A 25,713-nucleotide genomic window follows, 5' to 3' on the forward strand; every position below is an offset into this window, starting at 1 on the left:
GTCAGCGCGAGGGACGGCGTTCGTCGCCGTGGACCTCGGGGCGGCCGTCGCCCAGGAACGTCGTCACGGTGACGGACCGCACCCGTGGTCGTAGCCGACGGGTCGTGCGGGCGAGGCCCACGAAGCCACCGCCGTACGACACGAGCGCAGTGGTCGTCCCGCTCGCGGGCATCGAGACGGACGGCACCAGCGCGACGAGGGCGATGAGTGCCCCGACGGCCGGCCAGACGTGCCAGGCCTGGAGCAGCAGGCGCTCGCCGGCGTTCGTGCCCGGCGGGAACACGACGAGGGTCCGCGAGCTCCACATCGTCCGGCCCACGGGCCGGATCGTGTACCGGCCCCACAGGTGGGTCCCGTCGAGCAGCCGGCCGCGGACCGGCAGCACGCTGGTCACCGCTTGGCTGGTGCGGGTTCGGCGCGGACCGGCTCGACGACATCGCGGTGCCGGACGGACGCCAGGCAGGGGAAGCAGACGAGGTCGCCTTCACGGACGTCGGCGGGCAACGGAGCCGGGAGGAGCTGGAACCGACCGTCGTCCTGACCGTCACCTCTGGTGACGACGTCCATCGTGGCGAGGGGAGCGGTGCTCCTCCGTCCGATCAGGCGCACCTGCTCGAGCACGGCGCAGGTCGGCAGGACCGCGTCCAGTTCCAGCAGCACGACACCGGTGCCCGGCCGCCGGACGCGGATGACCGACGCCACGGCGATATTCACGTCGCGGAGCGTCGGCATGATCGCAGTCAGTGTCACGATCACACGTTCGCGCGCGCCCACACGGTGCGGAAGGCTCCCTGACGGAACCCCTACGCCCGGAGCCGAAGTCCTGACGGAGTGCTCACCGGCGAGTGGCGGAGCGGACCGCCGCGGTCCACCCGAGAGAGATGACACCCGCACCGACGAGCGCCTTCACCGCGCCGCCGATCACGAACGGGTAGAGCCCGTACTCCAGGGTCTGCTGCAGGTCCAGTCCGAGCGACACCGCGAGCCACCCCATGCCCGCGGCGAAGGTCACGACGGTGCCGAGTGTGAAGGACAGCGCGGCGTTCCGCAGTGGACGGTCGCCGAAGCGCTCGGCGATCCAGCCGACGAGGGCGGCTGCAGCGACGAAGCCGACGACGTATCCGCCGGAGGGGCCGACGAGCACGCCGACACCGGCCGAGCCGGCCGCGAAGACCGGCAGACCGACGACGCCGAGCAGCGCGTAGACGAGCATCGACATGGCACCACGCCGCGCACCGAGGGCGCTGCCGACCAGCAGGACGGCCAGGGTCTGCCCGGTGATCGGGACGGGCCAGAGCGGGACGGACACCTGCGCGGCGCCGGCGGTGAGCAGCGCGCCGCCGAGGACGAGTGCGGTGCTGACGACCGCGGTGCGGGGGAGCAGGGCATCGGCGAGCGGGCGGTGCCGGGCGGGGGAGAGCGCAGTCATGGAAGGTCCTTGAGCGGTGAGGGACAGCAGGGTTCAGACCGCGACGGTGGCGAGCAGCGCCTCGGCCTCGCGCCGGGCAGCGGCGACGGCGGCGGTGTCGAGGCCGCAGGCCCGCAGGCAGGTCGCGACGATGGCGTCGCGGTCGGCGTCCTGCACGGGGCCGGAACGGCGGAGCTGGATGACGGTCTCGGCCAGCTGGATGAGGACCACGCCGAGCCGCTGCTGGGTCACCGACGCGGCGACGTCGGGATCGGCGGCGAGTGACCCGAGCCGACCGTAGGTGTCCTGCAGCTCGACCCGTTCGGCGCGGAACCCGTCGTAGCGCTCGCCCTGCACCTCGGGCAGCAGGTACAGCGTGCCGATGTTGTGCGGCGTGCGGGCGAGGGTGTCCACGTCGGCGACGACCAGTGCGGCGAGGGCACCGGCTGCCGAGGCCGTCTCCGGCACGAGCTGTTCGAGGCCGCGGACCAGCTCGAGGCTCGGCCGGACCGAGGTCGTCAGGAGCTCGACGAGCATGTCGTCCTTGCCGGCGAAGTGGTAGTACAGCGAGGCCTGGCGGATGCCGACCCGCTCCGCGATGGCTCGGGTCGAGGTGGCGCTGATGCCGTTCTCGACGAACAGGGCAGCCGCGGCGTCGAGGATCTGGTCGCGGGGGCTGAGCACCGAGTCGGCGTTCGGGACGGCCCTCGGACGGCCGGGGCGTGCGGGCCGGTCGTCGGAGGACATGGCCCCATCCTGACAGCCGGCGTCCGTCACGACTGCTCCCGGTAGGCGCGCCACCCGCCGAGGTGGGTGATGTCCGCGGCGCCCTCGACCGCGAAGGGCTCGACCAGGAAGCCGGTGACGTCGGTGCCGTCGTCGAGCGCGACCGTGCCGATGGCCATCGGTGCCGGCAGGGCGGCCACGAAGGTGCCGAAGCCGGCGGCGGGCAGGCGCCAGACCTCACCCGCGATGCCGGATGGCGACGAGACACCCGCGCCGCCGGACGCGACCGGTCCCACGCGGACCAGCCCGGGCTTGGGCGGCACCGTGTCGAGGGCGTACAGCCGGTAGTCGGACGCGGTGCGGGCCTCCCGGACGAACGATCCGCCGGACGCGACCAGCTGTCCGTTCAGCGGCTGGTCGCGGAGGTGCGCTCCGACGACCAACAGGTCGACGGTGGGGGCGAGGAACGCGGCGCCGAGCGCCGCGAGCCGCCGGTCGGTGAACGCCGGACCGGTGAGCATCACGCCGAACGGCAGGCCGTCGACGAAGCCGGCGGGCACGGCGAGCGAGGCCATGTCGAGCAGGTTCGCGAAGTTCGTGTACCGGCCCATCCGGCTGTTCGCGCCGATCGGGTCGGCCGCGACCTGCTCGAGGGTCGGGTGCCACGTCGTGGTGGGGGTGAGGAGCGCGGTGGTGCCGGCGAGGGCTGCGCGTCCGACGGCACCGAGGACGTCGAGTCGTTCCTGGTCGGCGAACAGGTCCGCGGCGCTCGGGCGGGCTCCGCCGAGCACGATCGTCGCGACGGACGGGTCGAGGTCGTCGCCGACCTGGTCGCGGTGTGCCTCGACGTGTGCGCCGACGGCGGCGTACCGCTCGGCGACGAACGCGCCGTCGTAGAGCAGCGAGGCGGCGTCGAGCAGGGGTGCGATGTCGACCTCGACGACCTCGTGACCGAGGGCGCGGAACCGGTCGACGGCCGCGGCGAACGCGTCGGCCCAGCCGGGGGCGAGGCCCTCGAGCTGCGACGGCAGCGGGACGGCGATGCGTGGGACGGCCGGCAGGTCGGCGAGGGCGAGGTCGACGCGGCCGAGCGGGTCGACGTCGTCCGGGCCGGCCATCAGCTCGGCCGCGGTGCGGGCGAGGTCGAGCGACCGGGCGAAGACCGTGACGCAGTCCTGCGAGCGGCAGGCGGGGACGACCCCGGTGTTCGGGACGAGCCCCTTCGTCGGCTTCACGCCGACCAGGTTGCCGAGCGCTGCCGGGACGCGACCGGAGCCGGCGGTGTCGGTGCCGAGCGCGAAGTCGACGATGCCGAGGGCGACCGCGGTGGCGGAGCCGCTCGACGAGCCGCCGGAGATGCGGGTCGGGTCCCAGGCGTTCCGGACGGCGCCGAAGGGGGAGCGGGTGCCGACGAGTCCCGTCGCGAACTGGTCGAGGTTGGTCTTGCCGACCACGACGGCTCCGGCGGCGCGGAGTCGGGCGACGGCGGTCGCGTCGGTGGCGGGGTCGTAGGCGTAGGAGCGGGCGGCTGCGGTGGTGGGCAGGCCCGCGACGTCGATGTTGTCCTTGACGGCGAACAGGAGTCCGGCGAGGGGGAGGGTCGGGTCGACGGCTTCGACCTCCCGCAAGACCGACTCGCGGTCGCGCAGGGTGATCCAGACCTCGGGTCGGTCGACGGCGTCGATGCGGGCGAAGGCGTCGCGGACGCGGTCCGCGGCGGTGGCGGCGCTGGCGGCGCTGGCCGCGCTCGCCGCAGCGCTCGTCGCGGCGCTCGCCGCAGTAGCCACGGCCGCGCTCACGCTGCCGCTCCGATCGCGGCGAGGACCTGCCCCGGTGCGACCTGGTCGCCCGGCTTGATGTAGACCTCCAACACGTGTCCCCGTACCGGTGCGTGCACCATCGACTCCATCTTCATCGCCTCCACTGCCAACAACTTCTGTCCTTCGTCCACCCGGTCGCCCGGCCGGACGTCCACCTGCCACACCGTCGAGGTGAAGGGTGCGTACACGGCGGTCGATCCCTCCGGCACGGTCACGGCGTCCGCCACGACGGCGGCCGGTTCGTCCCGCACGTCGAACTCGCCGGAGGCGCGCCAGCGCTCCTTCTCCTCGCCGAACGCCCGGGCCTGCTGCGCTCGGAAGTCCGCGATCGAGCCGGCGTTCTCGGTGAGGAACCGGTTGTACGACGCGATCGAGAACTCACCCTCGACGGTCTCGAACGACCCGCGCCCGGCGTCGGTCTCGGCCCGCAGTTCGAGCAGCTCGTCGGCGCCGACGGGGTACCACTCGATCCGGTCGAAGAACCGCAGCGCCCACGGGTTCTCCTGGAACAGTCCGCCGCGGCGGAACCGGTTCCAGATCTGCACGGTGCGGCCGACGAACTGGTAACCGCCTGGTCCCTCCATGCCGTAGATGCAGAGGTACGCGCCGCCGATGCCGACGGAGTTCTCGGCCGTCCAGGTGCGGGCCGGGTTGTACTTCGTCGTGACGAGCCGGTGCCGGGGGTCGAGCGGCGTCGCGACCGGGGCGCCCAGGTACACGTCGCCGAGCCCGAGCACGAGGTAGCTCGCGTCGAAGACGGTGCGGAAGACGTCGTCGACGCTCTCGAGCCCGTTGATGCGCCGGATGAACTCGATGTTCCAGGGTGTCCACGGGGCGTCGTTCCGGACGCCGTTCATGTACCGCTCGATCGCCAGGCGGGTGGCGGGGTCGTCCCACGAGAGCGGCAGCTTCACGGTGCGCGAGGGCACGACGAGTTGGTCGGTCGGCGGGATCTCGTCCTCGAGCTCGCGGAGCAGCCCGGCGACGTCGCGCGCCTTGAGCACGGACGCGTCGGTGTGCACCTGCAGCGAGCGGATGCCCGGCGTGATGTCGAGGATCCCCTTCGGCGTGTGCTCCTGCAGCTTCGTCATGAGCGCGTGCACGCGCATCCGGAGTGCGATGTCGAGGGTCATGTCGCCGTACTCGACGAGCACGTTGTCGTCGCCGTCGCGTCGGTACGCGACGCTCGGTCGTGCGTCGGTCGCGTCCAGGCGGGCGATCACCCCGTCGTCGCCGTCGCCTCCGGTGCGGGGGACGGTCCTGGAGGCCCGGTGCGCGTCGAGCGCGGCGGCGTCGGCTTCGCGGACGGGGACGAACCGGACCGTGTCACCTGGTCGGAGCTGGCCCAGCTTCCACAGGTCGCCGCTGGCGACCACGGCGGGGCAGACGAAACCACCGAGCGACGGGCCGTCCGGCCCCAGGATGATCGGTGTGTCCCCGGTGAAGTCGATGGCGCCGACCGCGTACGGGGTGTCGTGGATGTTCGACGGGTGCAGACCGGCCTCGCCGCCGTCCGTCCGCGCCCACTCGGGTCGGGGCCCGATGAGCCGGATGCCGGTGCGTGCCGAGTTGTGGTGCACGCCGTAGTCGGTGGCGTAGAAGACGTCGAGGTCGGCGCGGGTGAAGAAGTCCGGTGCCGCGTGCGGGCCCTCGGTGACGCCGATCTCCCACGTGTCGGTCAGCGCGGTACGCCGGTCGGCCGGGGTCGGACCGCCGACCAGGCCCAGGCGGGTGCCGGCGGGGAACGCCGGGTGCGCGGGGTCGGAGTCCGGTGAGCCGGGGCGCAGGACGTCGCCGGCGAGCAGCGCCCGGCCGGCGTGCCCACCGAAACCGCCGAGCGTGAAGGTCGCCGCCGAGCCGAGGTAGGTGGGGACGTCGAACCCGCCGCGGACGGCCAGGTAGGACCGGAGCCCCGGCCCGGGGGCCGTGCCGATCGCCAGGGTCTGTCCGGCCCCGACCTCGATCGGCTCCCACGCCGCGACGGGTTCGCCGTCGAGGGTCGTGGGCACGGGTGCGCCGGTGATCGCGATGACGCCGGCGGTCGAGAAGCGCAGGGTCGGACCCGTCGCGGTGATCTCCAGTGCGGGGGCGCCGTCGGGGTTGCCCACGGCACGGTTCGCCTCGGCGAAGGACGCGGAGTCGAACGGGCCGCTCGGCGGGACACCGACCTGCCAGTACCCGACCCGGCCGGGCAGGTCCTGGATCATCGTCATCGTGCCAGGGGCGACGACGTCGATGCGCGGGTCCGGGCCCTCGGTCTCGTCGAGCGTCGAGGTCGAGTGCGTGGCGGTCCGGAGCTCGAGGTCGTCCGTCAGGGTGCGGAGCAGGCCGGTGTTCGTCACGATGCCGTCGATCCGGGTGTCGGCGAGGCCGTCGCGCAACCGGTCGAGCGCGTCGTCGCGGGTCTCGCCGGTGGCGATGACCTTCGCGAGCATCGGGTCGTAGAAGGCGGACACCTCGGAGCCGGTCTCGACCCAGCCGTCGACGCGGATGCCGGTGGGCTCGCCGGTCGCGGTCGTCGCGCTCGGGAACACCGCCTGGGTGACGAGACCGCTGGAGGGCAGCGAGCCCTTCGCCGGGTCCTCGGCGTAGACGCGGGCTTCGACGGCGTGGCCGGTCGGGGTCCAGGTGCGGTCGAAGACGTCGTCGTCGATGCCGGCGGCGCCGTCGCGGGCCAGGCGGAGCATGAGTTCGACGAGGTCGACCCCGAAGACCTCTTCCGTCACCGGGTGCTCGACCTGCAGGCGGGTGTTGACCTCGAGGAACGACGCTTCTTCGCGGACCGGGTCGTACACGAACTCGACGGTGCCGGCGCTGCGGTACCCGACGCTCGCGGCCAGGCGCCGGGCGGACTCGTGCAGCTCGGTCCGGACGTGCTCGGGGAGCGCCGGTGCGGGGGACTCCTCGATGACCTTCTGGTTGCGGCGCTGCAGGGAGCAGTCCCGGTCGCCGATCACCGCGACGCGGCCGTTCCCGTCGCCGAAGAGCTGGACCTCGACGTGCCGTGCCGGTCGGACCAGGCGCTCGAGGAAGATGCCGGCGGACCCGAAGTTCGCCGTGGCCAGGCGGACGACGCTCGTGTACGCCTCGCGGACCTCGTCGAGGGTCGCGCACGCCTGCATGCCGATCCCGCCGCCGCCACCCGTGGCCTTGAGCATGACGGGCAGGCCGATGCGCTCGGCCTGGTCGACGGCGTCCTCGACGCTCGCGAGCAGCCCCGTGCCGGCGAGCATCGGGACCCCGGCTGCGGCGGCGAGCTCGCGGGCGGTGTGCTTCGCGCCGAACCGGACGATCTGGTCGGCGGTCGGACCGACGAAGCGGATGCCGGCCTCGTCGCAGGCCCGCGCGAACTCGGTGTTCTCGGACAGGAAGCCGTAGCCGGGGTGGACGAGTCCGGCGCCGGTGTCCTTCGCCGCCTGCACGACGGCGTCGATGCGCAGGTACGAGTCGCGGGCGGGTGCCGGGCCGAGGCGGACGGCGACGTCGGCTTCGCGGACGTGGGGAGCTGCCCGGTCGGCGTCCGAGTAGACGGCGACGGTGCGCATGCCGAGGGCCTTGGCGGACCGGATCACCCGGCGGGCGATCTCACCGCGGTTGGCGACGAGGACGGTGTTCTGGCTCAGGGTCACGGTGTCGGTCCCGGTGGGGTCGGGCGCGGCGGTCACGGCTGGACCACGATCATGCGCAGCGGGGTGCAGGAGAAGTCGTTGCAGGGGTTGTTCATCTGGGGGCAGTTCGACACGATCACGAGCACGTCGCGCTCGGCCCGGACGGCGACCCGCTTGCCCGGGGCGCTCATGCCGTCGACGATCCCGAGGGCACCGTCGGCTTCGACCGGGACGTTCATGAACCAGTTCAGGTTCGAGACGATGTCCCGGGCGCCGAGCCCGTGCCGGCCGGCCTCCGCCAGGAAGTTCTCGCGGCAGCCGTGCTGATACTGGGTGTGGTGGCCGTACCGCAGCGTGTTCGACTCCTTCGAGCAGGCGCCGCCGATGGTGTCCTGCCGGTCGATCTCGTTCGCGACGACCGTCATCAGCGGGCGGCCCTCGTTCGACATCAGCACGGTGCCCGTGCGGACGTATGCGTTCCCCTGGGCCGCGAGGGTGTCCGGGACGCTGTAGCGCTCGTCGGGGTCGTGCGCGTCGTAGACCAGGCAGTCGGCGCTCTGGTTGCCGCCGACGTCGACGATGGTGAGGACCTCGCCGGCACGGACCACGGCGGACCACGGGGCGAGGGGCTCGACCCGGTCGTCGCGGACGACCTGTCCGGGGACGAGGGACTCGCTCCAGTCCAGGGCGACGTCGGGGGCGTGGACGGCGCCGACCGGGACGGTGGAGTGCGGGCGGCCGGTCGGGGCGTGGGTGGTCGTGTCGGTCATCAGAGGCCTCGGGCTTCCGCGTGGTCGATCGAGTTCAGGTAGGCGCGGGTGAGTTCCGGCGTCGCCGTGAACCGCTCGTCCGCGTCGGTCGTCGGCGCACCCCGCCAGGCGTGCACCCGGAGCGGGCCGACGGTGTAGTCCGGCCGCGGGTCGATCGGGTGCGCGACGTTCGCGACGAGCACGAGCAGCGGCAGCTCGGCGACGAGGGTGACGTGGTGCCCGGCACCGGCCGAACCGGTGAAGGTCATCGCCCCCTCGTCGTCGATCCGGACGCCCTGGAAGAACGAGATGCTCGGCGGCAGGTCACGCTTCGTCAGCCCGTGCTTCGCCGCTGCCTTCGTGAACAGCGACCGGCCGCTCGGCGTCGGACCCTCGGGCGCCGCGCCGCCGTACTTCGCCTCGTTCCAGGCGTCGGTGGAAGTGCCGCAGAAGGCGTCGTGGTGCCCGGACGTGTCCTCGACCACCGTCGCCAGGACACGGCCGTCGCCGCTGAGCAGCGGCGTGCCGGCACCGAGGTAGGCCTGCCACGGGATCTTCTGGGTGTCGGCGACGTTCAACCGCTCCCACGGCTCGAGGACGTTGAACACCAGCAGGTTGGCGCACGCCTCGCCCGTCGGGTCGTCGAACCGCAGCCGCGAGCCCCTGGCCAGGACCTTGTGCGTGTACCCACCAGGTGCGACGGTCTCGGCCCACACCAACTGCGCGGGGTCGACGCCCTCCGGTGCGAACGGGGACGTCGACGCCGGCAGGTACGGCATGTACTCGGACTGCGTCCCGGCCTGCGCGCGCGCATCGGAACGCGAGGCGAGGACGCTGTCGGTCTGGTGGAGGTCGCGCATGGGGTTCCTTCGATCAGGCTTCGACGGTCGCAGCGGCGGCGGCAGGTGCGGTGACGGCGGGGACGGAGGCGGTGGACGGGACCTCGGCGAGCGTGATCGGTCCGTGCGTGCGGTGCCGCCAAGCTGACCACGCCCAGCCCACGAGCAGGACGGCCCCGATGAACAGCAGCGCGCTGTACTGCAGCCACCACGAGTTGCCGGTCAGGTCGTAGATCTCCGGGCGCGGCCAGATGAGGTTGACCGCCATGCCGATCTGGAAGGCGACGGCCAGGGCGTTGAGCGGGATGCCCCACCGGCCGAGCGTGAACAGCGGTTTGCCGTCCTCGTCGACGCCGGCGGGGAAGCCCGAGCGGCGGAGTCGGATGCGCTGGACGAGCAGGGGACCGGTCACGCCGAGGTACGCCAGGTAGAGCATCGCGATGCACAGGCTGGACAGGGCGGTGAAGAGCGCGGACTGACCGATGTTCACGGCGAGCGCGAGTCCCGCACCGACCCCGACGACGATCGAGGCGGCGATCGGGGTGCCCGTCCTGGGCGAGACCCGGGCGAGCGTGCGGTGGAAGGGCAGCGCCTTCTCGCGGGCCATCGAGTAGACCATGCGGGCACCGGCGGTCTGCACGGCGAGGGTGCAGGCGAACACGGCGACGGCGACGGTGCAGAGCAGCAGGCGGCCGAAGACGTCACCGAGCGTCGAGGTGATCACCCAGGCCAGTCCCTGCGTCGCGAGCTTGCCGTCGGTCAGGCTCGGGGCGGCGACGAGGGCGCCGATGATGAGCAGTCCACCACCGAGGCCGGAGACGGTGAGTGCCCGGACGATGGTCTTCGGCGTCGTGCGGCGGGGGTTGTGCGTCTCCTCGGCGAGCTCGCCGGCGGAGTCGAAGCCGACCATGACGTACGCCGCCATCAGCGACGATGCCAGGAACGCCCAGATGTACGGCTCGGTGCTCGCGTACCCGACGTTCGAGAACACCACGGTGGGCGCGCGGTGCGGCAGCAGGAAGAGCGCTCCGATGAGGACGACGACGCCGATGATCTCGATCAGCACGCCGAAGCTCGTGACCCGGGCCATGAGCCGGACGCTCGTGATGTTCACCAGGGTCGTCACGACGAGCATCACGAGGCCGAGCACCACCGCGTTCGCGGCCCCCGTCGGCGATGCGACGGACGGGTCGGCACCGGGGCCGCCGACGACCTGGAACCCGTTCCAGATCGCGGGGAGGACCGCCTGCACCGCGATGGCCGCGACGGCGACGGTGAGGATCTGGCCGATGATCATGGTCCAGCCGGTGAACCAGCCGAAGCGCGCACCCGCCAGACGGCTCGACCACTGGAAGATCGCGCCCGAGATCGGCCAGCGGGCGGCGAGCTGCGCGAAGTTCAGGGCGACGAGCAGCTGGCCGCCGAAGACGAGCGGCCAGGCCCAGAAGAACGCGGCCCCGCCGAGGCCGAAACCGAGCCCGAACAGCTGGAAGACGGTCGTCAGGATCGAGACGAAGGAGAACCCGGCGGCGAAGGACGAGAACGAGCCGACGCCGCGGTGGAGTTCCTGCTCGTAGCCGAGTCGGGCGAGGCCCTGGGTGTCGACGGGGTCGACGCTGGACGTGGCGCGCGGTGCGTGGAGCGGTGACTCTGGAGAGCGCATGGCTGCAGACCTTTCGCGGAGTACCTGTCGGGTGACAGGTAGTGCGACCAGTGTCGTGCGGACCCGTGTCGTCGTCGTTGCCCGGCTGTTTCGGGCACGTGACGGAAGGGGCCCGCGTGTAAACGTTCGGAGTCGAGCGACGAGCTCGACGACACGTGTGGACAAGAGGGATCCAAACCGATGTAGATTGGATCCGTCAAGTCCGCCACCGCGAAAGGCACGTCGTGATCCAGACCGTCCTCGGCCCCGTCGAGTCGTCCGGGATCGGTGCGGTGTCGATGCACGAGCACCTGCTGACCGACGCGAGCGCCCTGCAGCGACCCGGTGTCGAAGCGCTGGAGCCGAGCCTCGCCGTCACCGCCGACCTGGCAGCCGCCCTGCGGTGGAGTCAGCTCGCGCTGGCCGACAACCTGCGCCTCGACGACGTCGACCTGCTCGCCGACGAGCTCCGCACCGCGCGGAGCAGCGGCCTCGGGCTCGCGGTCGACCTGAGCTCCCTCGGCTTCGGCCCCGACCACGCCCGGCTGCCCGGACTGTCACGGGCCAGCGGCGTCGGGATCGTCGCCGGCTACGGGGCCTACCTGCCGCGACTGCTGCCGGAGTGGTACCTCGAGCTGGACACCGATGCGCGGCAGCGGTTGTTCGAGACGGTCCTGACCGAGGCCGTCCCCGGGACGACGTACCGCGCGGGGATCCTCGGCCTGATGGGGACGACGACCGCGTTCGGCACGACCGAGGGGCTCGAGGAACGCCGGAGCCTCACCGCGGCGGCGCGGGCAGCGGTGACGACCGGCGCTGCCGTCGTGGTCCGGCTGGCCGCCGACGCCCGGAACGGCCTCGAGGTGCTCGCGCACGTCGTGGCCGAGGGGGTCGACCCGAGCCGGGTCGTCTTCTCGACCGTCGACGAGTTCCTCGACCTGCCCTACCTGCGCGACCTCGGTCAGGCCGGCGCGGTGCTCGAGCTCTGCTTCGGCAACGAGGGCTCGCACGTCGGCCGAATCCGGAACGCCAGCGACCCGCAACGGCTCGACGCCTTCCTGGCCCTGCAGGAGACCGCACCCGAGACCCGCTGGGTGTTCGGCCACGCCACCTGGACGAAGGGGCAGCTCCGTCGGTACGGCGGCCACGGCCTCGACCACCTGACAGCCCGGGTCGTCCCCGGCCTCCGCGCACTCGGTGTGCCGGATGCGGTCCTCACGCGCATCACGGTCGACGAACCCGCACGACTGCTCGACCGCCCCTGACCGAGCACCACGACCCACCGCGCGTCCAGTACGCCGCACCAACGTCCCACGGAGGAACCGTCATGAGAGACACGCTCGCACCCCTCGCCCCGCTCGAGCCGTTCCTCGTCGACGGCACCTGGACCGCACCAGACGGCGCCGAGCTCCTCGACGTGTTCGACCCCGCCACCGAGGTGCTGCTCACCCGGGTGCCGCAGGCCGGCCCCGCCGACGTCGACGCCGCGGTGGCCGCCGCCCGCCGAGCCCACGAGGACCGCCGGTGGAGCGGGATGAGCCCGCACGACCGCAGCCGCATCCTGAACCGGGTCGCGGACCTGATCGAGGAGCGGCTCGAGGAACTCGCCGTGCTCGAGACCCGCGACAACGGCAAGCCGATCGAGCGATCCCGCGCCGACACCGCGACCTCGGCCCGGGTGTTCCGCTACTACGCGGGCGCCCCCTCGCGCCTGACCGGCACGGTCGTCCCCGTCGACGGCGGGGCACACCACGTGTACACGACCCTCGAACCGGTCGGCGTCGCGGCGCTCATCCTGCCCTGGAACTTCCCGATCATGACCGGTGCGTTCAAGCTCGCCCCGGCGCTCGCCGCCGGCTGCACTGTCGTGGTCAAGCCCGCCGAGCAGACCCCGCTCACGATGCTCCGCGTCGCGGCGATCTGCGAGGAAGCCGGTGTGCCCGCCGGGGTCGTCAACGTCCTGACCGGCGACGGCCGGGTCGGTGCCGCGCTCACCGCGCACCCCGGTGTCGACAAGGTCTCGTTCACCGGCAGCACCGACGTCGGCCGCAAGGTCATGACCGCCGCGAGCGCGGACTTCAAGCGCCTGACCCTCGAGCTCGGCGGCAAGAGCCCGAACATCGTGTTCGAGGACGCCGACCTCGACGCCGTCGTGCTCACCGCGATGCGTGCGTCGTTCGGGCACTCCGGCCAGATGTGCACCGCGGGCAGCCGCCTGCTCGTGCAGCGGTCGGTCCTGGACGAGGTCACCGAGCGCCTGGTCGCCGCCGTCCGGAAGGTCCCCGTCGGCGACGGGCTCGACGGCGGGATCACCGTCGGACCGCTCGTGTCCGAGGAACAGCGGCAGCAGGTGCTCGGGTACATCGAGCAGGGCAAGGCCGAGGGGGCGACGGTCGCGGTCGGCGGCGGCGTGCCCGAGCGCCCGGGCTACTACGTCGAGCCGACGCTCTTCACCGGCGTCTCGAACACGATGACCATCGCGCGCGAGGAGATCTTCGGGCCGGTCGTCGGGGTCATCCCGTTCGACGACGAGGACGAGGCGATCGCCATCGCGAACGACCAGACGTACGGCCTCGCCGCCGGGGTCTGGACCCGCGACCTGTCCCGCGCCCACCGGATGGGCCAGCGGCTGCACGCCGGCACCGTGTGGGTGAACACCTACAACCTGTTCGACCCGGCGCTGTCCTTCGGCGGGGTCGGCGAGTCCGGGCTCGGCCGCGACCTCGGCGAAGAGGCCCTGCGCGCGTTCTGCGAGTCGAAGAGCGTCGTCATCGCGCTCTGAGGTCGCGACCGGTGCCGCCGCCGTCGTGCCTGCCGAGTGCGGGCACGGCGGCGAGCTGCAGTGCGGCGAGCACGACGAGCGCCCATCCGGAGCCGACCGCCGACACCAGGACACCGCCCACGAGTGACCCCACGGCGTAGCCCGCGCTGGTGACCGCCGAGAACACGCCGACGCCGGTGGCCCGGGTGCGGTCGTCCAGCGTGCGGGTGCTCAGGATCGTGAGCGTCGGGAACAGCGGCGAGTAGCCGGCACCGACCAGCACGGCTCCGGCGGCGGCGGTCGGGAAGTCCCGCGCGACCGCGAGGACGACGAGCCCTGCGGCGAGGACGACCAGGGCTCCGCGCGCCGTGCGGACGGGCCCGATCCGGTCCGGTAGCCCGCCCAGGAGCAGCCGCACCCCGACGACGCTCGCCGCGAAGACCGTGAAGACGTTGGCCGCGCCGGTCAGCCCCTGCGCACCGACGCCCTGCCCGACCAGGTGCTGGATGAGGAACGCGATCATGAAGCCCTCGGCCGCCCAGGCCACGAGCCCCGCAGCGCCCGGTCGCACGACGGCCCGCAGCACCGCCGCCAGACCCGCGCCGGCCGGTCGTGCCGGGCAGCGGTGCACCGGAGCCGATCCGCCCCGCGTGAGCAGTGCCACTCCGAGTCCGGCGAGCTGGATGCCGATCGCGACGACCCACACGGCGCGGTGCCCGGCCGACTGGTACAGGTTCTCGCCGACCACGGGGCCCAGGGCGAGGCCGATCCAGACGGCGAGCCCGAACAGGCCGAGTGCGCGGCTGCGTTGGGTCACCGGGACCTCGGCGACGACCCAGGCCGTCAGGGCGGTGGCGGTGGCCGCGTTGCCGGCGCCGAAGACGAGCCGGCTGACCGCGAGGCTCGGGACGCTCAGCGCGACGAGCACGATGCCGAGCCCGGCCGCCGCCAGCAGCCCGGCACCGAGGAGGACACGTCGTGGACCGAGCCGGTCGCTCAGGATGCCGGCGAGGGGCATCGCGCCGATCGCCACGAACCCGGCGAGCGACACGAGCAGTCCACCGACGGCCGGGTCGGCGCCGAGCTGGTCCGTCGCCAGCCGCGGCACGACCGGGGTGCTCGCACCGTTGACGACGTAGCCGGCGGTCGACGCCACGACCAGGAGCCAGAACGCGACCCCTCGCGTGCCGGCCTCGGCGAGCGGTCTCACTCCCCGGCTCGGCGGGGGCGGCACTCCAGGCTGAGCCAGAGTTCGAAGCAGGCGCTCCGTGACAGGGCGGTCGCACCGATCGACGCGCGGCCCATCCGGCCGACGTCCGGTCCGAAGACGTCGAACAGCAGGTCACTGGCAGCGTTCGACACCTGGTTGAGCTGCTCGAACCCGGGCGGGCAGAGGACGAAGCACAGCCCGCGGGACAGCGCAGCGACCTCGTCGAGCGAGCCGAGGGCGTACCGGATCATGCCGAGGGCGTTGACCGCGGTGTAGCGGGCCGCTTCCTGCGCCTGCTCGAGGGTGATGTCGACCCCGACCGAACCCGGGTGCAGCATCGTGCCGTCCCGTGACTCCGGGGTCATGCCGCTCAGCTCCAGCAGGTCGCCGGTGCGGTGGAACGCGCGGAGCGAGCTGCCGTACCGGCCACCGTAGGGCGGGTTCGCGTAGTCCGGGATGACGAGTCCGAGTTCCTGCGCGCGGGCTTCAGCGGAGTGCTCCATGGGTCAACAGTATCCGGCGGTGGCGGTAATGGATACAACCTGTTTATGATGGGATCCATTCAGCGTCCGGGGGTGACGCGCACGAGGGAGGACCCGCGACATGACGATCGGTCTCGAGGACGGCACGATGGCCGCCCCGGCAGCGACGGCGATCGACGTGGCCGCCGAGCGGTCCCGCACCGCCGGCACCGCAGGGCGCCACTACTTCAACGCGGCTGGCGCGGGCCTGGTCAGCGACGGCGTCCTGGAGGCGGTGGTCACCCACCTGCGCCGGGAACAGCGGGTGGGTGGGTACGAAGCCGCCAACCAGGTCGCCGACGAGGTCGCCGGCGTCTACAGCGCCGCCGCCGCCCTGCTCGGGTCGGCGCCGGACGAGATCGCCCTGTTCGACAGCGCCACGAGCGGCCTGCGCGGCGTCTTCGACGCGCTGCGGCTCGGCGCCGGGGACACCGTCGTCGCACCCCGCTCCAGCTACGTCAGCCAGGCGCTCCGGCTCTTGGCCATGCAGCGGCACGACGACGTGCGGCTCGAGATCGTGCCGAGCGACGCCACCGGTGCCATGGACCTCGAGGCCCTGGACCGGGCCGTCGCCGGAGCGAGCGGCCGTGTCGTCGTGAGCGCGGTGCACGTGCCGACCTCGTCCGGTCTCGTCGAACCGATCGCTGAGATCAGCGCCGTCGCCCGTCGCCACGGCGCCCTGACCGTCGTCGACGCCACGCAGTCCGTCGGGCAGATCGACATCGACGTCCGCGCGGTCGACTGCGACGCCCTCGTCACCACCGGCCGGAAGTTCCTGCGCGGACCGCGGGGCACCGGGCTCGCCTACCTGCGCCGCGGCACGCTCGAGGGCGTCGGCGCGTGGGCCCCGGATGTCCGCGGCGCCGTCTGGACCGGCGAAGATGAGTGGACAATGGACGGCACCGCGCGACAGCTCGAGACGTGGGAGTGCTCCGTCGCCGCACGGCTCGGCCTCGGGGTCGCGCTGCGCGAGGCCCTCGACCGCGGTCCGGCGGCGACCGAGACGCACCTGGTCGGCCTCGGCGCCCAGCTGCGCACGGCGCTCGCCGCCGTGGACGGCGTCACCGTGACGGACCCGTCGGCGTCGCCGTCCGCGATCGTCACCTTCACGGTCGACGGCGTCGCCGGCAAGGAGGTCTCGGCCCGGCTCCGGCAGCGCCGCATCGACTCGATCTCGGTGCCTGCGAGCCACGCGCAGTGGGACCTCGGCGCCCGCGGCCTGGCGAGCGTCGTCCGCGTCTCGCCGCACGTCTACAACGACGACGAGGACGTCCGGGTCCTGCTCGACGGCATCGCGGACGTCGTCGCCGAGGTCCGCGCATGACCCTCGTGCACGACGTCGTCGTCCTCGGACTCGGCATCCACGGATCCGCCGCCACGTACGAGCTCGCGCGCCGCGGCCTCGACGTCGTCGCCGTGGAACGCTTCGCACCGGGGCACGAGCGCGGCTCGTCGCACGGCGCCACCCGGATGATCCGCCGCGCGTACCCGCACCCGGTCTGGAACGACCTCGTCGACCGTGCCTACCGCGGGTGGGACCGCTGGGGGACCGCAGCCGGCGCGCCCTTCCTGCACCGGACCGGTGGACTGTACGCGCACCGGGGCGAGCCGACGATGCAGGGTGGGGCGAGCCTCCCGGTCGACCGCGCAGCCTGGCAGACGCTCGCGCCGTCGTTGCGTCCGCCCGAGACGTACGGCGCGGTCCACGACCCCGACGCGGGTGTGCTCGAGGCCGCGCGGGCGCTCGCGTTCGCGCAGTCCGCCGCCGCGGCGGCCGGTGCCGACCTGCGGTACGGCGAGACCGTGCTCGACTGGCAGGTCGACGACGGCGTCGTCACCGTCCGGACCGACGCCGGCAGTGTCCGCGCGCGACGGCTCGTGCTCGCCGGCGGCGCGTGGGCGTCGCAGCTGGTACCCGAGGCCGCCGCGTTCTTCGAGGTCTGGCGCATCGTCACGCTCACCGCGCCGACGGGACAGACCGTGGCGCAGCCGCCCGCGCTCGGGTGCTTCTCGGTCGACCTGCCGGACGGGCTCGTCTTCGGGCTGCCGGAGACCGCCGGATCCGGCGCGAAGATCGGCATCGACGCCGGACCCGTGTGGGACCCGGACCTGCCCGTCGCACCGCCGACCGAGGCCGAGGTCGCGCACCTGGCCGAGCTCCTCGAGGGGTTCGTCCCCGGCATCGTCACCGCCGGTGCCCAGGCAGTCGCGTGCCTGTACACGATGACCCCGGACAAGCGGTTCGTCGTCGGCGCCCTGCCCGAGCAGCCCGAGGTGCTCCTCGCCGCAGCCTGCTCCGGCCACGGCTTCAAGTTCGGGCCGGCGATCGGCGAGGCCGTCGCCGACCTGGTGCAGGGCGTCGACCGCCCCGACCTCGCGTTCCTCAGCCCCGCACGGATGGTGACCACCGCATGACCGCCCCGGCAGCACCCTCCACCCGACGCGTCGCCGTCGCCGCACCGCACCCCGCCGCCCTCGACGCTGCGTCCGAGGCTGTGGCGGCTGGTGGGGACGCGATCGACGCCGCCCTCGCGGCGGCCACCGCACTGACCGTCGTCTACCCGCACCAGTGCAGCATCGGCGGGGACCTCGTCGCCCTCGTCCGTCGCCCAGGACAGCCCGTCGTCGCCGTGGTCTCCGCCGGCGCCGCACCGGCCGGCATCGACGTCGCGGCGCTCGCGCAGCAGGACCGGATGCCCCGGCAGGGCGCCCAGACCGTCACGGTCCCGGGCGTCGTCGCGGGATGGCAGGCGATCGACGCACTGGGCGGCCGACTCGGGCTCGCCGACCCGCTGACCCGCGCAGCACGACTCGCGGCCGACGGGGTCCCCGTCTCCGCCGGACTCGGCCGTGCGATCGCGGTCCGGACCGACGAGCTCCACGCCGACCCCGGGATGCGCGAGGTGTTCACCGACGACACCGGGGCGCTCCTGGCCGAGGGCGACCCGCTCGTGCAGCCGGCACTCGCCGCGACCCTGACCGAACTCGCCGCCGACCCGCGCGCGATGTACCGGGGACGGATCGCCGCCTCGATCACCGCCCGGCTGCGTGAAATCGGCGGTGCACACACCGAGGCCGACTTCGCCGCGCACGACGCCGAGCTCGTCGAGCCCCGCGGCACGACGATCGGCGGCGCCCGGTGGTGGGTCGCGCCGCCACCCACGCAGGGCGTCGTGCTGCTCGGGATCCTGCCGGAAGCGCTCGCCGACGGCAGCGAGCACGGCACCGCGACCTCCGCGACCACCGCGACCGCCGCGACCGCCGACCTCGTCGACGCCGTGCACCGTGCCGCGCTCGTCCGCCAGGCGGAACTCGGCGACCCCCGCGGCGGCACGATCGACGTCGCAGCCATGCTCGACCCACGCGACTCCGGTCGGGTCGGCGCACTGCCCCGCGCCGGTCGGGCCCTCGGTGACACGGTCGCGGTGACCGCTGCGGACAGCGACGGCACCGTCGTCACGCTCATCCAGAGCGTCTACCAGCTCTTCGGCTCCGGCATCCTCGACCCGGGGACGGGCGTGGTGCTGCACAACCGCGGCTCCGCCTTCAGCACCGACCCCGCCCACCCCGCCCACGTCGGACCGGGTCTGCGACCGCCGCACACCCTGTTGCCGGTGATCGCCGAGACGGACGACCTGGTGCTGGGCCTCGGCTGCCAGGGCGGCAGCGCCCAGCCGTGGATCCTCGCGCAGCTCGCCCGTGACCTGGTCGCCGCCGGCAGCGACCCCGACGAGGTCCTCGGCCGACCGCGGTTCGTGATCGGTGCGCGTGACCTCGGGCACGAGGTGATGACACTCGTCGCCGAACCCGGCTCCGAGGACGCGATCTCCGCAGCCGAAGCCCTCGGCCTGCCGGTCGCCCGCACCGACGGCCCCGTCGACGAGGCCGGACACGTCCAGACCGTCCGGCTGCACGCCGACGGGCACCTCGACGCCGCGAGCGACCCCCGCGCGGACGGCCGCGCCGTCGTCCTCGACGCCCACTGACCGCACGATCCACCCGAGAAGGAAGCCCATGAGCAGCACCCACGTCCTCGATCCGCTGACCTCCGTCGAGATCGCGTCCTTCGTCACCGCCGTCCGTGCCTCCGGGCGCATCGGGGACCGGCCGCGCTTCTGGGGGATCGCGCTCGACGAGGAGAAGGCCAGGGGCACGACCGCTGGCGGCGCACGTCCGGTGCGGCTCGTCGTGATGGACCCGGACGCGCACGCCGCGTGGGAGGTGCGTGGTTGGACCGCGGGCCCGGACTCGCCCGCGATCGTCGAGCTCTGGACCGACGTCGACCACCGTCGCCCCGGCGTCTCGAGCGACGAGGCGCGCCTCATCGCGCAGGCTGCTCGGAAGTCGCCGCTCATCATCGAGGCGCTCGCGAAGCGCGGGATCACCGACACGTCGCTCGTCTGGGTCGACCCGGAGTCGATCACCGGCTTCGTCCCCGAGGACCTCGCCGACCGCCGCCTGAGCTGGGGCACCGTCTGGTACCGCGAGTTCCCCGAGGACAACGGCTACGCACGACCCGTCGCCGGGCTCGTCCCGATCCTCGACCTGGACACCCTCGAGGTCATCCGGATCGAGGACCACGGCGTCATCCCGATGGCGAGCGAGACCGGCACGTACACCTCCGGCACGTGGGGTCCCGACCGCGAGGTCTCCGCGCTCGACATCGTCCAGCCGAACGGACCCGGCTTCACGATCGACGGGCACGAGGTCCGCTGGCAGAACTGGACGTTCCGCGTCGGCTTCTCGCACCGCGAGGGGCTCGTGCTGCACGACCTGTCCTACCGTGACGGCGACGTCGAGCGACCGGTGCTGCACCGTGCGGCCGTCAACGAGATGTACGTGCCGTACCTGGACAGCGACCCGACCGCGTACCGGAAGAACTTCTTCGACTGGGGCGAGTACGGCGCCGGCCCGCTGACCGCGAGCCTGGAGCTCGGCTGCGACTGCCTGGGGGAGATCCGGTACTTCGACGTCGACTTCCTGGACGGCCACGGCGAACCGCAGACGATCGTCAACGGCATCTGCCTGCACGAGGAGGACGACTCGATCCTCTGGAAGCACGTGAACACCCGCACCGGCAGCGCCGAGGTCCGTCGCAGCCGCCGACTCGTGATCTCGAGCTTCGCGACCGTGGCGAACTACGACTACGGCTTCTACTGGTCGCTGTACCAGGACGGCTCCGTCGAGCTCGAGGTCAAGCTCACCGGCCTGATGTCGGTGTCCGGCATCGCCGACGGCGAGACCCCGCGGTACGGCCGGATGGTGGCGCCGAACGTGCAGGCCCCGACACACCAGCACTACTTCGCCGTCCGCCTCGACACCGCCGTCGACGGGCCGTTGAACCGGCTGGTCGAGGTGCACGCCGAGCCCGAGCCCGACGAGGCCCTGAACCCCTACGGCAACGCCTGCATCGCGGTCGAGACGCCGATCGGTTCCGAGGCCGACGGCGCCCGGATGACCGACCCGGCCCGTGCGCTGCACTGGCGCATCGAGAGCGAGTCGGCGCAGAACCGCTACGGCGAGAGCACGGCCTACCGCCTGGCCGTGCAGAACACCGCGCAGCTGCACGTCCGCCCCGGCAGCATCGTCGAGCGGAAGGCCCCGTTCGTCGCGAAGCACCTGTGGGCGAGCGCCTTCGACCCCGAGGAGCGCTTCATCGCCGGCGAGTACCCGAACCAGGGCGAGCTCGGTGACGACGGGGTGCACGTCTGGCAGCAGGCGGACCGGTCCCTCGAGAACGAGCGGCTCGTGCTCTGGCCGGTCCTCGGCGTGCACCACTTCCCGCGGCCCGAGCAGTGGCCGATCATGCCCGTCGACACGATCGGGTTCCGGCTCGAACCGGACGGCTTCTTCGACCGGAACCCCTCGCTCGACGTCCCGCCGTCGGCGACCGACCACTGCGCGCCGGGCGCCGGCCACGACCCCGCCGGCCACGACCACGCCGGCCACGACCACGACCACGACCACGACACCAACGCCGCGCACGACGGACACGTCCACGCCGAGCAGCAGCACGACCACGAGGGCGGCCGCTGATGCCCGCGCCCGAGCAGACCCCGGCGCACCTGGCCGACTGGTCCGCCGTCCGCCTGGCCGACGCCGTCGCGAACCGCGAGGTGTCGGCGGTGGAGGTGATGCGCGCCCACCTGGACCGGATCGAGGAACGCAACCCGCGCCTCCAGGCCGTCGTCTCCCAGCAGCCGGACTCGGTCTCGTTGGCCGCGGCAGAAGCCGCCGACCGCCGCACCGCCGAGGCCCGCGCCGCGGGCGAACCACTGCCGCTCCTGCACGGCCTGCCCACCGCGGTGAAGGACCTGATGGACGTCGCCGGCCTGCCGACCACGAACGGCTCCGCGGCGTTCGCCGACGCGCGACCCGCCGAGCACGACAGTGTCCTGGCGACCCTGCTCCGCGACGCCGGCGCACTCATCATCGGCAAGACGAACACGCCGGAGATGGGCCAGGGCGTCCTGACCTTCAACCCGGTGTTCGGCACGACCGTGAACCCGTGGGACACCTCGCGGCACGCGGGCGGGTCCAGCGGTGGTGCCGCATCGGCCCTGGCCGGGCGGATGCTGCCGATCGCCGACGGCTCCGACAGCGGCGGGAGCCTGCGCTACCCGGCCGCGTTCTGCAACGTCGTCGGGGTGCGGCCGACCCCCGGCCGTGTGCCGAGTGGCCGGACCGGCAACGCCTGGACGCCGCACGGGGTCACCGGCCCGATGGCACGTGACTCCGCCGACGCGGCGCGCTTCATGCAGGCGCTCGCCGTCGAGAAGACCGTCTGGCCGATGTCCGCCATGACGCAGCACCCGGTCCGTCCGGTGGAGCTCGCTGGGCTGCGCGTCGCGTGGAGCGACGACGCCGGCGGCCTACCGATCGACCCGGCCGTCCGGGCCGTGCACCGGGCGTTCGCCGAGCAGCTCGCCGGCCTCGGAGCGGTCGTCGAGGCGGACGAGCCCGACTTCGCCGGCGCGGACGAGGCGTGGGAGACCATCGAGACGTTCGAATTCTTCCTGGGCGGCCGGCACGCCGTCGACGCCGGAGCGACCGGGTTCCGCCCGGACTACGTCCGGAACGTCGAGCAGGGGCGCGCCACCACGGCGACGCAGCTCGCCGACGCGTACGAGCGTCGGACCCGGATGTACCGGGACACGGCTGCCGTGCTCGACCGGCACGACGTGCTCGTGCTGCCGGCGACGCCGGTGGTCGCGCCGCCGGCCGAGGTCGAGTGGGTCGACGGGGTCGACGGCCACCGCTTCGACCGCTACTTCACGTGGCAGATGCTCGCCAACCGGCTCACGTTGACGGCGCACCCGGTCGTGGTGACCTCGGCCGGGTTCACCCCGGAGGGGCTGCCGGTCGGCGTGCAGGTCGTCGGGCGGTACGGCCGCGAGGCCCAGCTGCTCGCGGTGACGCGCGCGATCGAGGAGGCCACCGGCTGGATCCGGCGGGCGCCGGTGCTGTAGACGGTCGGGCCGGCCGGACTGGAGGCGCGGGTCGGCCCCGCCCCGTCGGTGCGGGGCTGCGCGGTCCGGTCCGACCGCGCCGGTCGCGCCGGTCGCGCCGGTCGCGCGGGGTCAGCCGGTGAAGACGGTGGACGAGCGGCGCTCGTACCAGTGCGCCAGGTGCTCGCCGGCGCGCAGGACGTGGTCGCGCATGAGCTCGGCGGCGCGCTCGCGGTCCCCGGCGACGAACGCCTCGATGAGCTCCTCGTGCTCGCGGAAGTTCTCCTCGCGGTGCCGGGAGTTCTCGCGGAGCACCAGCGCCGAGACGTTGCGCGGGAAGGCGTCGTTGATCTCGACGAGCATCCGGGTCAGCCGGGTGTTGCCGGAGGCCTGGTAGATCAGCCCGTGGAACTGGTCGTTGTCGCTGCCCTCGCGCTGCTTCGGCTGCTCGCCCTCCGCCGCGGCGAGGGATCGCTCGTACATCGCCTGGTTCACCGAGCGGAGCTGCGCGATGGTGGCGTCGTCGAGCCGGTCGACGGCGCGGCGGGCTGCGAGCGACTCGAGCTCGGCGCGGACCTCGTACGCCTCGCGGACCTCCCACGGAACGGGCACCCGGACCACGGCGCCACGGTTCGGGACGACCTCGATGAGGCCGCCGGTCTGCAGCTGGCGGAGCGCTTCGCGGACCGGGGTGCGGCTGATGCCGAACTGCGCGGCGAGGTCGGCCTGGCGGAGCGGTGCGCCGATGGGGATCTCGCCGGACATGATCTTGGCGCGGATCCGCGCGGCGAGGTCGTCGACGAGTGCGTTGCCGTCGCTGGTGGTCACGTCGTGGTCTCCCTCGGTACGTCGTCACAGCGAACCCCCGCTGCGGATCCAATCCTGCCAGGTGTTGGATCCCGTTGCCGTATCCGACTCGCGCGTGATTGGATCCAATCATGACCGTTCTGCTCGCCCTGATGCTGGCCGCGGCCGTCGTCGCCCTCGTGCTCGGGGTCACGGGCGGACGCCGGGTCGGGCGGGTGGTGCTCGTCGCCGAGGTGGTGATGCTCGTCGCGATGCTCGACGTCCACGTGCCGGCGCTCCACGTTGTGCCGGCGCCATTCTGGGCGCTCCTGCTCGGTGGCTGCGCGATGGGCACGGCCGCGGTGGACCGGTGGCGTCGCCGGAGTCGCCCCGGTGGTGACCACCTGCACGCGCTCGGGATGCTGCTCGGCGCGGTGTTCGTGCTGCTCGCAGGTGGCCACGCCGGTGCTCGCGTCGGTGCCGCTGTCGACGCGGGGCACTCCCACGGTGTGGTGCTGCTGCCGGTCGGGGTGGCGGTCGCGGTGCACGCCGGTGTGGTGCTGTGGAACGTCGTCGGCGGCCGGGTGCCGCGGGTCGAGTCCGTGCGACGGGCGGCGTCGCTCGTGAGCGTGCTCGCCATGGGCGCGATGGTCGTCGTGCACTGAGCCGGCGGCGCGTGGCGGGGGTGGGTCGCGCCTCCAGGTGGGGTGTTCCGCGACCCGGCGCTACCAAATTGGATCCAATTCTGGCAGTATCGGATCACATGTGGGGGAGTTCCGCCCCACGAGCCGCCGACGAGGAGACGCCCACGATGATCATCGACGCCTACAACACCACCCAGGACCGCCGCGGCCGCAGTGACTACCTGAGCGGTGTGCGCCCGGGCGAGCAGCCGCCGGCGTACACGCCGTTCGACGCGAACCGGATCCTCGACCGCATGGACGCCGCCGGGGTCGACCGGGCGATGGTCTGCTCGCTCGCGCAGGGGATCGAGAACGACTTCCTGATGGACCTGGTCGCGGCGCACCCCGACCGGCTGTTCGGCTTCGGCCAGGTCATGCCGCAGTGGGAGAACGCGGTCGACGAGATCCGCCGTTTCGCCGAGGGTGGACTGGTCGGGCTGAAGCTGCACCCCAGCCTGCACGGCTACCACGTCGCCGACCACGGCCTGCTCGACCCGCTGTTCGAGGTCTGCGCCGAGCTCGGCCTGCCCGTGCTCATCAACGCGCTCGACGACGCGTTCTGCGCCCCCTTCGCCATCGAGGAGATCGCGAAGGACTTCCCGACGGTGCCGACGATCATCGCCCACATGGGTGCGGTGTGGAACGTGCCCGAGGCGATCATCGTCGCCGAGCGGAACCCGCACATCTACCTCGAGACCTCCGCCACCCTGATGTCCGACGTCAAGCGGGCCTACGCGCGCCTCGGTGCGGAGAAGATCCTGCTCGGGTCGGAGTGGCCGGGCAGCGACTTCGACCTGGAGCGCATGAAGATCGCGAAGGCGATCCCGGACGAGGCCGACCGGGCCCTGGTCGAGGGCGGCAACATGGCGCGGATCCTGGGCTGGTCGTGAGCGACTCGACGGGCGGGGCCTCGTCCGGCGGCGGTGACCGCCCGGTGCTCGCCGGCCCGCCGTCCGGCATGGACGCCGAGGACCGGGAGCTGCTCCGGATCGCGACCGACGTGCTCGTCCGGCGCTACCGCACGGGCGTGCACGAGGTCGCCGCAGCGCTCCGGCTCGCCGACGGCAGCGTGGTCACCGGGCTGCACGTCGAGGCATCGGCCGGCCGTGCGTCGGTGTGCGCTGAGTCCGCTGCGTTGAGTGCCGCCGTCGTCGCCGGGTTGCCGGTGGTGTCGGTCGTCGGGGTGCTCCGCCGACCGGGCGGAACGATGCACCTGATCGAGCCGTGCGGGGTCTGCGCGGAACTGCTCGGCGACCATGCGCCGGATGCCCGCGTGTGGGTCGCGGTCGGGGACGGCTTCGGGCCCGTGGGGGTCGCCGAGCTGTTGCCGTTCCGGCGGCGGCGGAGTGGGCGGGCTGCGGCGGGCGCGGTGCCGTCGCCGTCCGGTACTCGGCCGTCCGGTACGTCGCCGTCCGGTCCGTCGACTTTCGGTTCGGCGACACCTGAGGTTTAACGCCGCCGAAACACCCCGGACCCGTGCGGTGTCGGATCCCGTCACAGAATGACGGCGAC

Annotated in this window: 22 protein-coding genes; 10 read left to right on the top strand and 12 right to left on the bottom strand. The window is 73.1% G+C overall.

What is annotated here, in order from left to right:
- Nucleotide 1: 1 nt before the first annotated feature.
- From EDF19_RS09100 to EDF19_RS09140, 9 genes are all read right to left on the bottom strand, one after another.
- Nucleotides 2–394 carry a DUF6611 family protein gene (locus EDF19_RS09100; protein ID WP_123680542.1) on the bottom strand — a complete coding sequence of 131 codons (393 nt, stop codon included), beginning with the start codon at nucleotides 392–394 and terminating at the stop codon, nucleotides 2–4.
- Nucleotides 391–750 (bottom strand): hypothetical protein, encoded by a 360-nt coding sequence (locus EDF19_RS09105; protein WP_148071065.1) that lies wholly within the window; start codon nucleotides 748–750, stop codon nucleotides 391–393. Before EDF19_RS09105 ends, EDF19_RS09100 begins: the two co-directional genes overlap by 4 nt.
- Nucleotides 751–835: 85 nt before the next feature.
- Nucleotides 836–1,429: a biotin transporter BioY gene (locus EDF19_RS09110; protein ID WP_123680544.1), complete on the bottom strand. Its 594-nt coding sequence runs from the start codon at nucleotides 1,427–1,429 to the stop codon at nucleotides 836–838.
- A 33-nt stretch (nucleotides 1,430–1,462) separates the two neighbouring features.
- Nucleotides 1,463–2,155 (bottom strand): TetR/AcrR family transcriptional regulator, encoded by a 693-nt coding sequence (locus EDF19_RS09115; protein WP_123680545.1) that lies wholly within the window; start codon nucleotides 2,153–2,155, stop codon nucleotides 1,463–1,465.
- Nucleotides 2,156–2,181: 26 nt separating this feature from the next.
- Entirely contained in the window at nucleotides 2,182–3,933 is a 1,752-nt protein-coding gene (atzF, locus tag EDF19_RS09120; RefSeq protein WP_260217044.1) for an allophanate hydrolase, read from the bottom strand.
- Complete coding sequence (gene uca, locus EDF19_RS09125; RefSeq protein ID WP_185022756.1) at nucleotides 3,930–7,619, bottom strand: urea carboxylase; 3,690 nt, start codon at nucleotides 7,617–7,619, stop codon at nucleotides 3,930–3,932. The genes atzF and uca overlap by 4 nt, the downstream gene beginning before the upstream one ends.
- Nucleotides 7,616–8,332: an urea amidolyase associated protein UAAP2 gene (locus EDF19_RS09130; protein WP_123680546.1), complete on the bottom strand. Its 717-nt coding sequence runs from the start codon at nucleotides 8,330–8,332 to the stop codon at nucleotides 7,616–7,618. The genes uca and EDF19_RS09130 overlap by 4 nt, the downstream gene beginning before the upstream one ends.
- Nucleotides 8,332–9,171, bottom strand: a complete 840-nt coding sequence (locus EDF19_RS09135; protein ID WP_123680547.1) for an urea amidolyase associated protein UAAP1 — start codon at nucleotides 9,169–9,171, stop codon at nucleotides 8,332–8,334. Before EDF19_RS09135 ends, EDF19_RS09130 begins: the two co-directional genes overlap by 1 nt.
- Before the next feature lie 13 nt (nucleotides 9,172–9,184).
- Nucleotides 9,185–10,813, bottom strand: coding sequence for an APC family permease (locus EDF19_RS09140; RefSeq protein WP_123680548.1), 1,629 nt, complete (start codon nucleotides 10,811–10,813; stop codon nucleotides 9,185–9,187).
- Nucleotides 10,814–11,037: 224 nt separating this feature from the next.
- Here EDF19_RS09140 and EDF19_RS09145 point away from each other — a divergent pair, with 224 nt between their 5' ends.
- Together EDF19_RS09145 and EDF19_RS09150 are read left to right on the top strand one after the other, a co-directional pair.
- Complete coding sequence (locus EDF19_RS09145) at nucleotides 11,038–12,057, top strand: phosphotriesterase (RefSeq protein WP_123680549.1); 1,020 nt, start codon at nucleotides 11,038–11,040, stop codon at nucleotides 12,055–12,057.
- Nucleotides 12,058–12,119: 62 nt separating this feature from the next.
- The gene (locus tag EDF19_RS09150) at nucleotides 12,120–13,574 is read left to right on the top strand and encodes an aldehyde dehydrogenase (RefSeq protein WP_123680550.1); all 1,455 of its coding nucleotides are present in this window, start codon (nucleotides 12,120–12,122) and stop codon (nucleotides 13,572–13,574) included.
- Here EDF19_RS09150 and EDF19_RS09155 read toward each other — a convergent pair.
- Together EDF19_RS09155 and EDF19_RS09160 are read right to left on the bottom strand one after the other, a co-directional pair.
- On the bottom strand, nucleotides 13,561–14,763 hold the full coding sequence (locus EDF19_RS09155) for an MFS transporter (protein ID WP_185022757.1): 1,203 nt from the start codon (nucleotides 14,761–14,763) through the stop codon (nucleotides 13,561–13,563). The two genes, EDF19_RS09150 and EDF19_RS09155, sit on opposite strands and share 14 nt — an antisense overlap.
- Entirely contained in the window at nucleotides 14,760–15,266 is a 507-nt protein-coding gene (locus EDF19_RS09160; protein WP_123680552.1) for a RidA family protein, read from the bottom strand. The genes EDF19_RS09155 and EDF19_RS09160 overlap by 4 nt, the downstream gene beginning before the upstream one ends.
- A gap of 100 nt (nucleotides 15,267–15,366) precedes the next feature.
- Between EDF19_RS09160 and EDF19_RS09165 the strand changes: the two genes are divergently transcribed.
- The 5 genes from EDF19_RS09165 to EDF19_RS09185 are packed head-to-tail and all read left to right on the top strand — an operon-like array spanning nucleotide 15,367 to nucleotide 22,753.
- A complete protein-coding gene (locus EDF19_RS09165) occupies nucleotides 15,367–16,608 on the top strand; it encodes an aminotransferase class V-fold PLP-dependent enzyme (RefSeq protein WP_123680553.1) in 1,242 nt (413 codons plus the stop codon).
- Nucleotides 16,605–17,699: an FAD-dependent oxidoreductase gene (locus tag EDF19_RS09170; protein ID WP_123680554.1), complete on the top strand. Its 1,095-nt coding sequence runs from the start codon at nucleotides 16,605–16,607 to the stop codon at nucleotides 17,697–17,699. The genes EDF19_RS09165 and EDF19_RS09170 overlap by 4 nt, the downstream gene beginning before the upstream one ends.
- Nucleotides 17,696–19,270, top strand: a complete 1,575-nt coding sequence (locus EDF19_RS09175; protein WP_123680555.1) for a gamma-glutamyltransferase — start codon at nucleotides 17,696–17,698, stop codon at nucleotides 19,268–19,270. Before EDF19_RS09170 ends, EDF19_RS09175 begins: the two co-directional genes overlap by 4 nt.
- Nucleotides 19,271–19,298: 28 nt before the next feature.
- Entirely contained in the window at nucleotides 19,299–21,320 is a 2,022-nt protein-coding gene (locus EDF19_RS09180) for a primary-amine oxidase (RefSeq protein WP_123680556.1), read from the top strand.
- Complete coding sequence (locus EDF19_RS09185) at nucleotides 21,320–22,753, top strand: amidase (protein ID WP_123680557.1); 1,434 nt, start codon at nucleotides 21,320–21,322, stop codon at nucleotides 22,751–22,753. Before EDF19_RS09180 ends, EDF19_RS09185 begins: the two co-directional genes overlap by 1 nt.
- Before the next feature lie 111 nt (nucleotides 22,754–22,864).
- Here EDF19_RS09185 and EDF19_RS09190 read toward each other — a convergent pair whose 3' ends face one another.
- Entirely contained in the window at nucleotides 22,865–23,560 is a 696-nt protein-coding gene (locus EDF19_RS09190) for a GntR family transcriptional regulator (protein WP_200849186.1), read from the bottom strand.
- A gap of 110 nt (nucleotides 23,561–23,670) precedes the next feature.
- Here EDF19_RS09190 and EDF19_RS09195 point away from each other — a divergent pair, with 110 nt between their 5' ends.
- The 3 genes from EDF19_RS09195 (at nucleotide 23,671) to EDF19_RS09205 (ending at nucleotide 25,654) form a co-directional block, all read left to right on the top strand.
- On the top strand, nucleotides 23,671–24,183 hold the full coding sequence (locus EDF19_RS09195; RefSeq protein ID WP_123680558.1) for a hypothetical protein: 513 nt from the start codon (nucleotides 23,671–23,673) through the stop codon (nucleotides 24,181–24,183).
- 146 nt (nucleotides 24,184–24,329) lie between these two features.
- A complete protein-coding gene (locus tag EDF19_RS09200) occupies nucleotides 24,330–25,091 on the top strand; it encodes an amidohydrolase family protein (RefSeq protein ID WP_123680559.1) in 762 nt (253 codons plus the stop codon).
- The gene (locus EDF19_RS09205) at nucleotides 25,088–25,654 is read left to right on the top strand and encodes a hypothetical protein (protein ID WP_221180638.1); all 567 of its coding nucleotides are present in this window, start codon (nucleotides 25,088–25,090) and stop codon (nucleotides 25,652–25,654) included. Before EDF19_RS09200 ends, EDF19_RS09205 begins: the two co-directional genes overlap by 4 nt.
- Nucleotides 25,655–25,713 lie beyond the last annotated feature (59 nt).

Origin of the sequence: Curtobacterium sp. PhB115, assembly GCF_003752025.1 — a bacterium.
Classification (GTDB): domain Bacteria; phylum Actinomycetota; class Actinomycetes; order Actinomycetales; family Microbacteriaceae; genus Curtobacterium.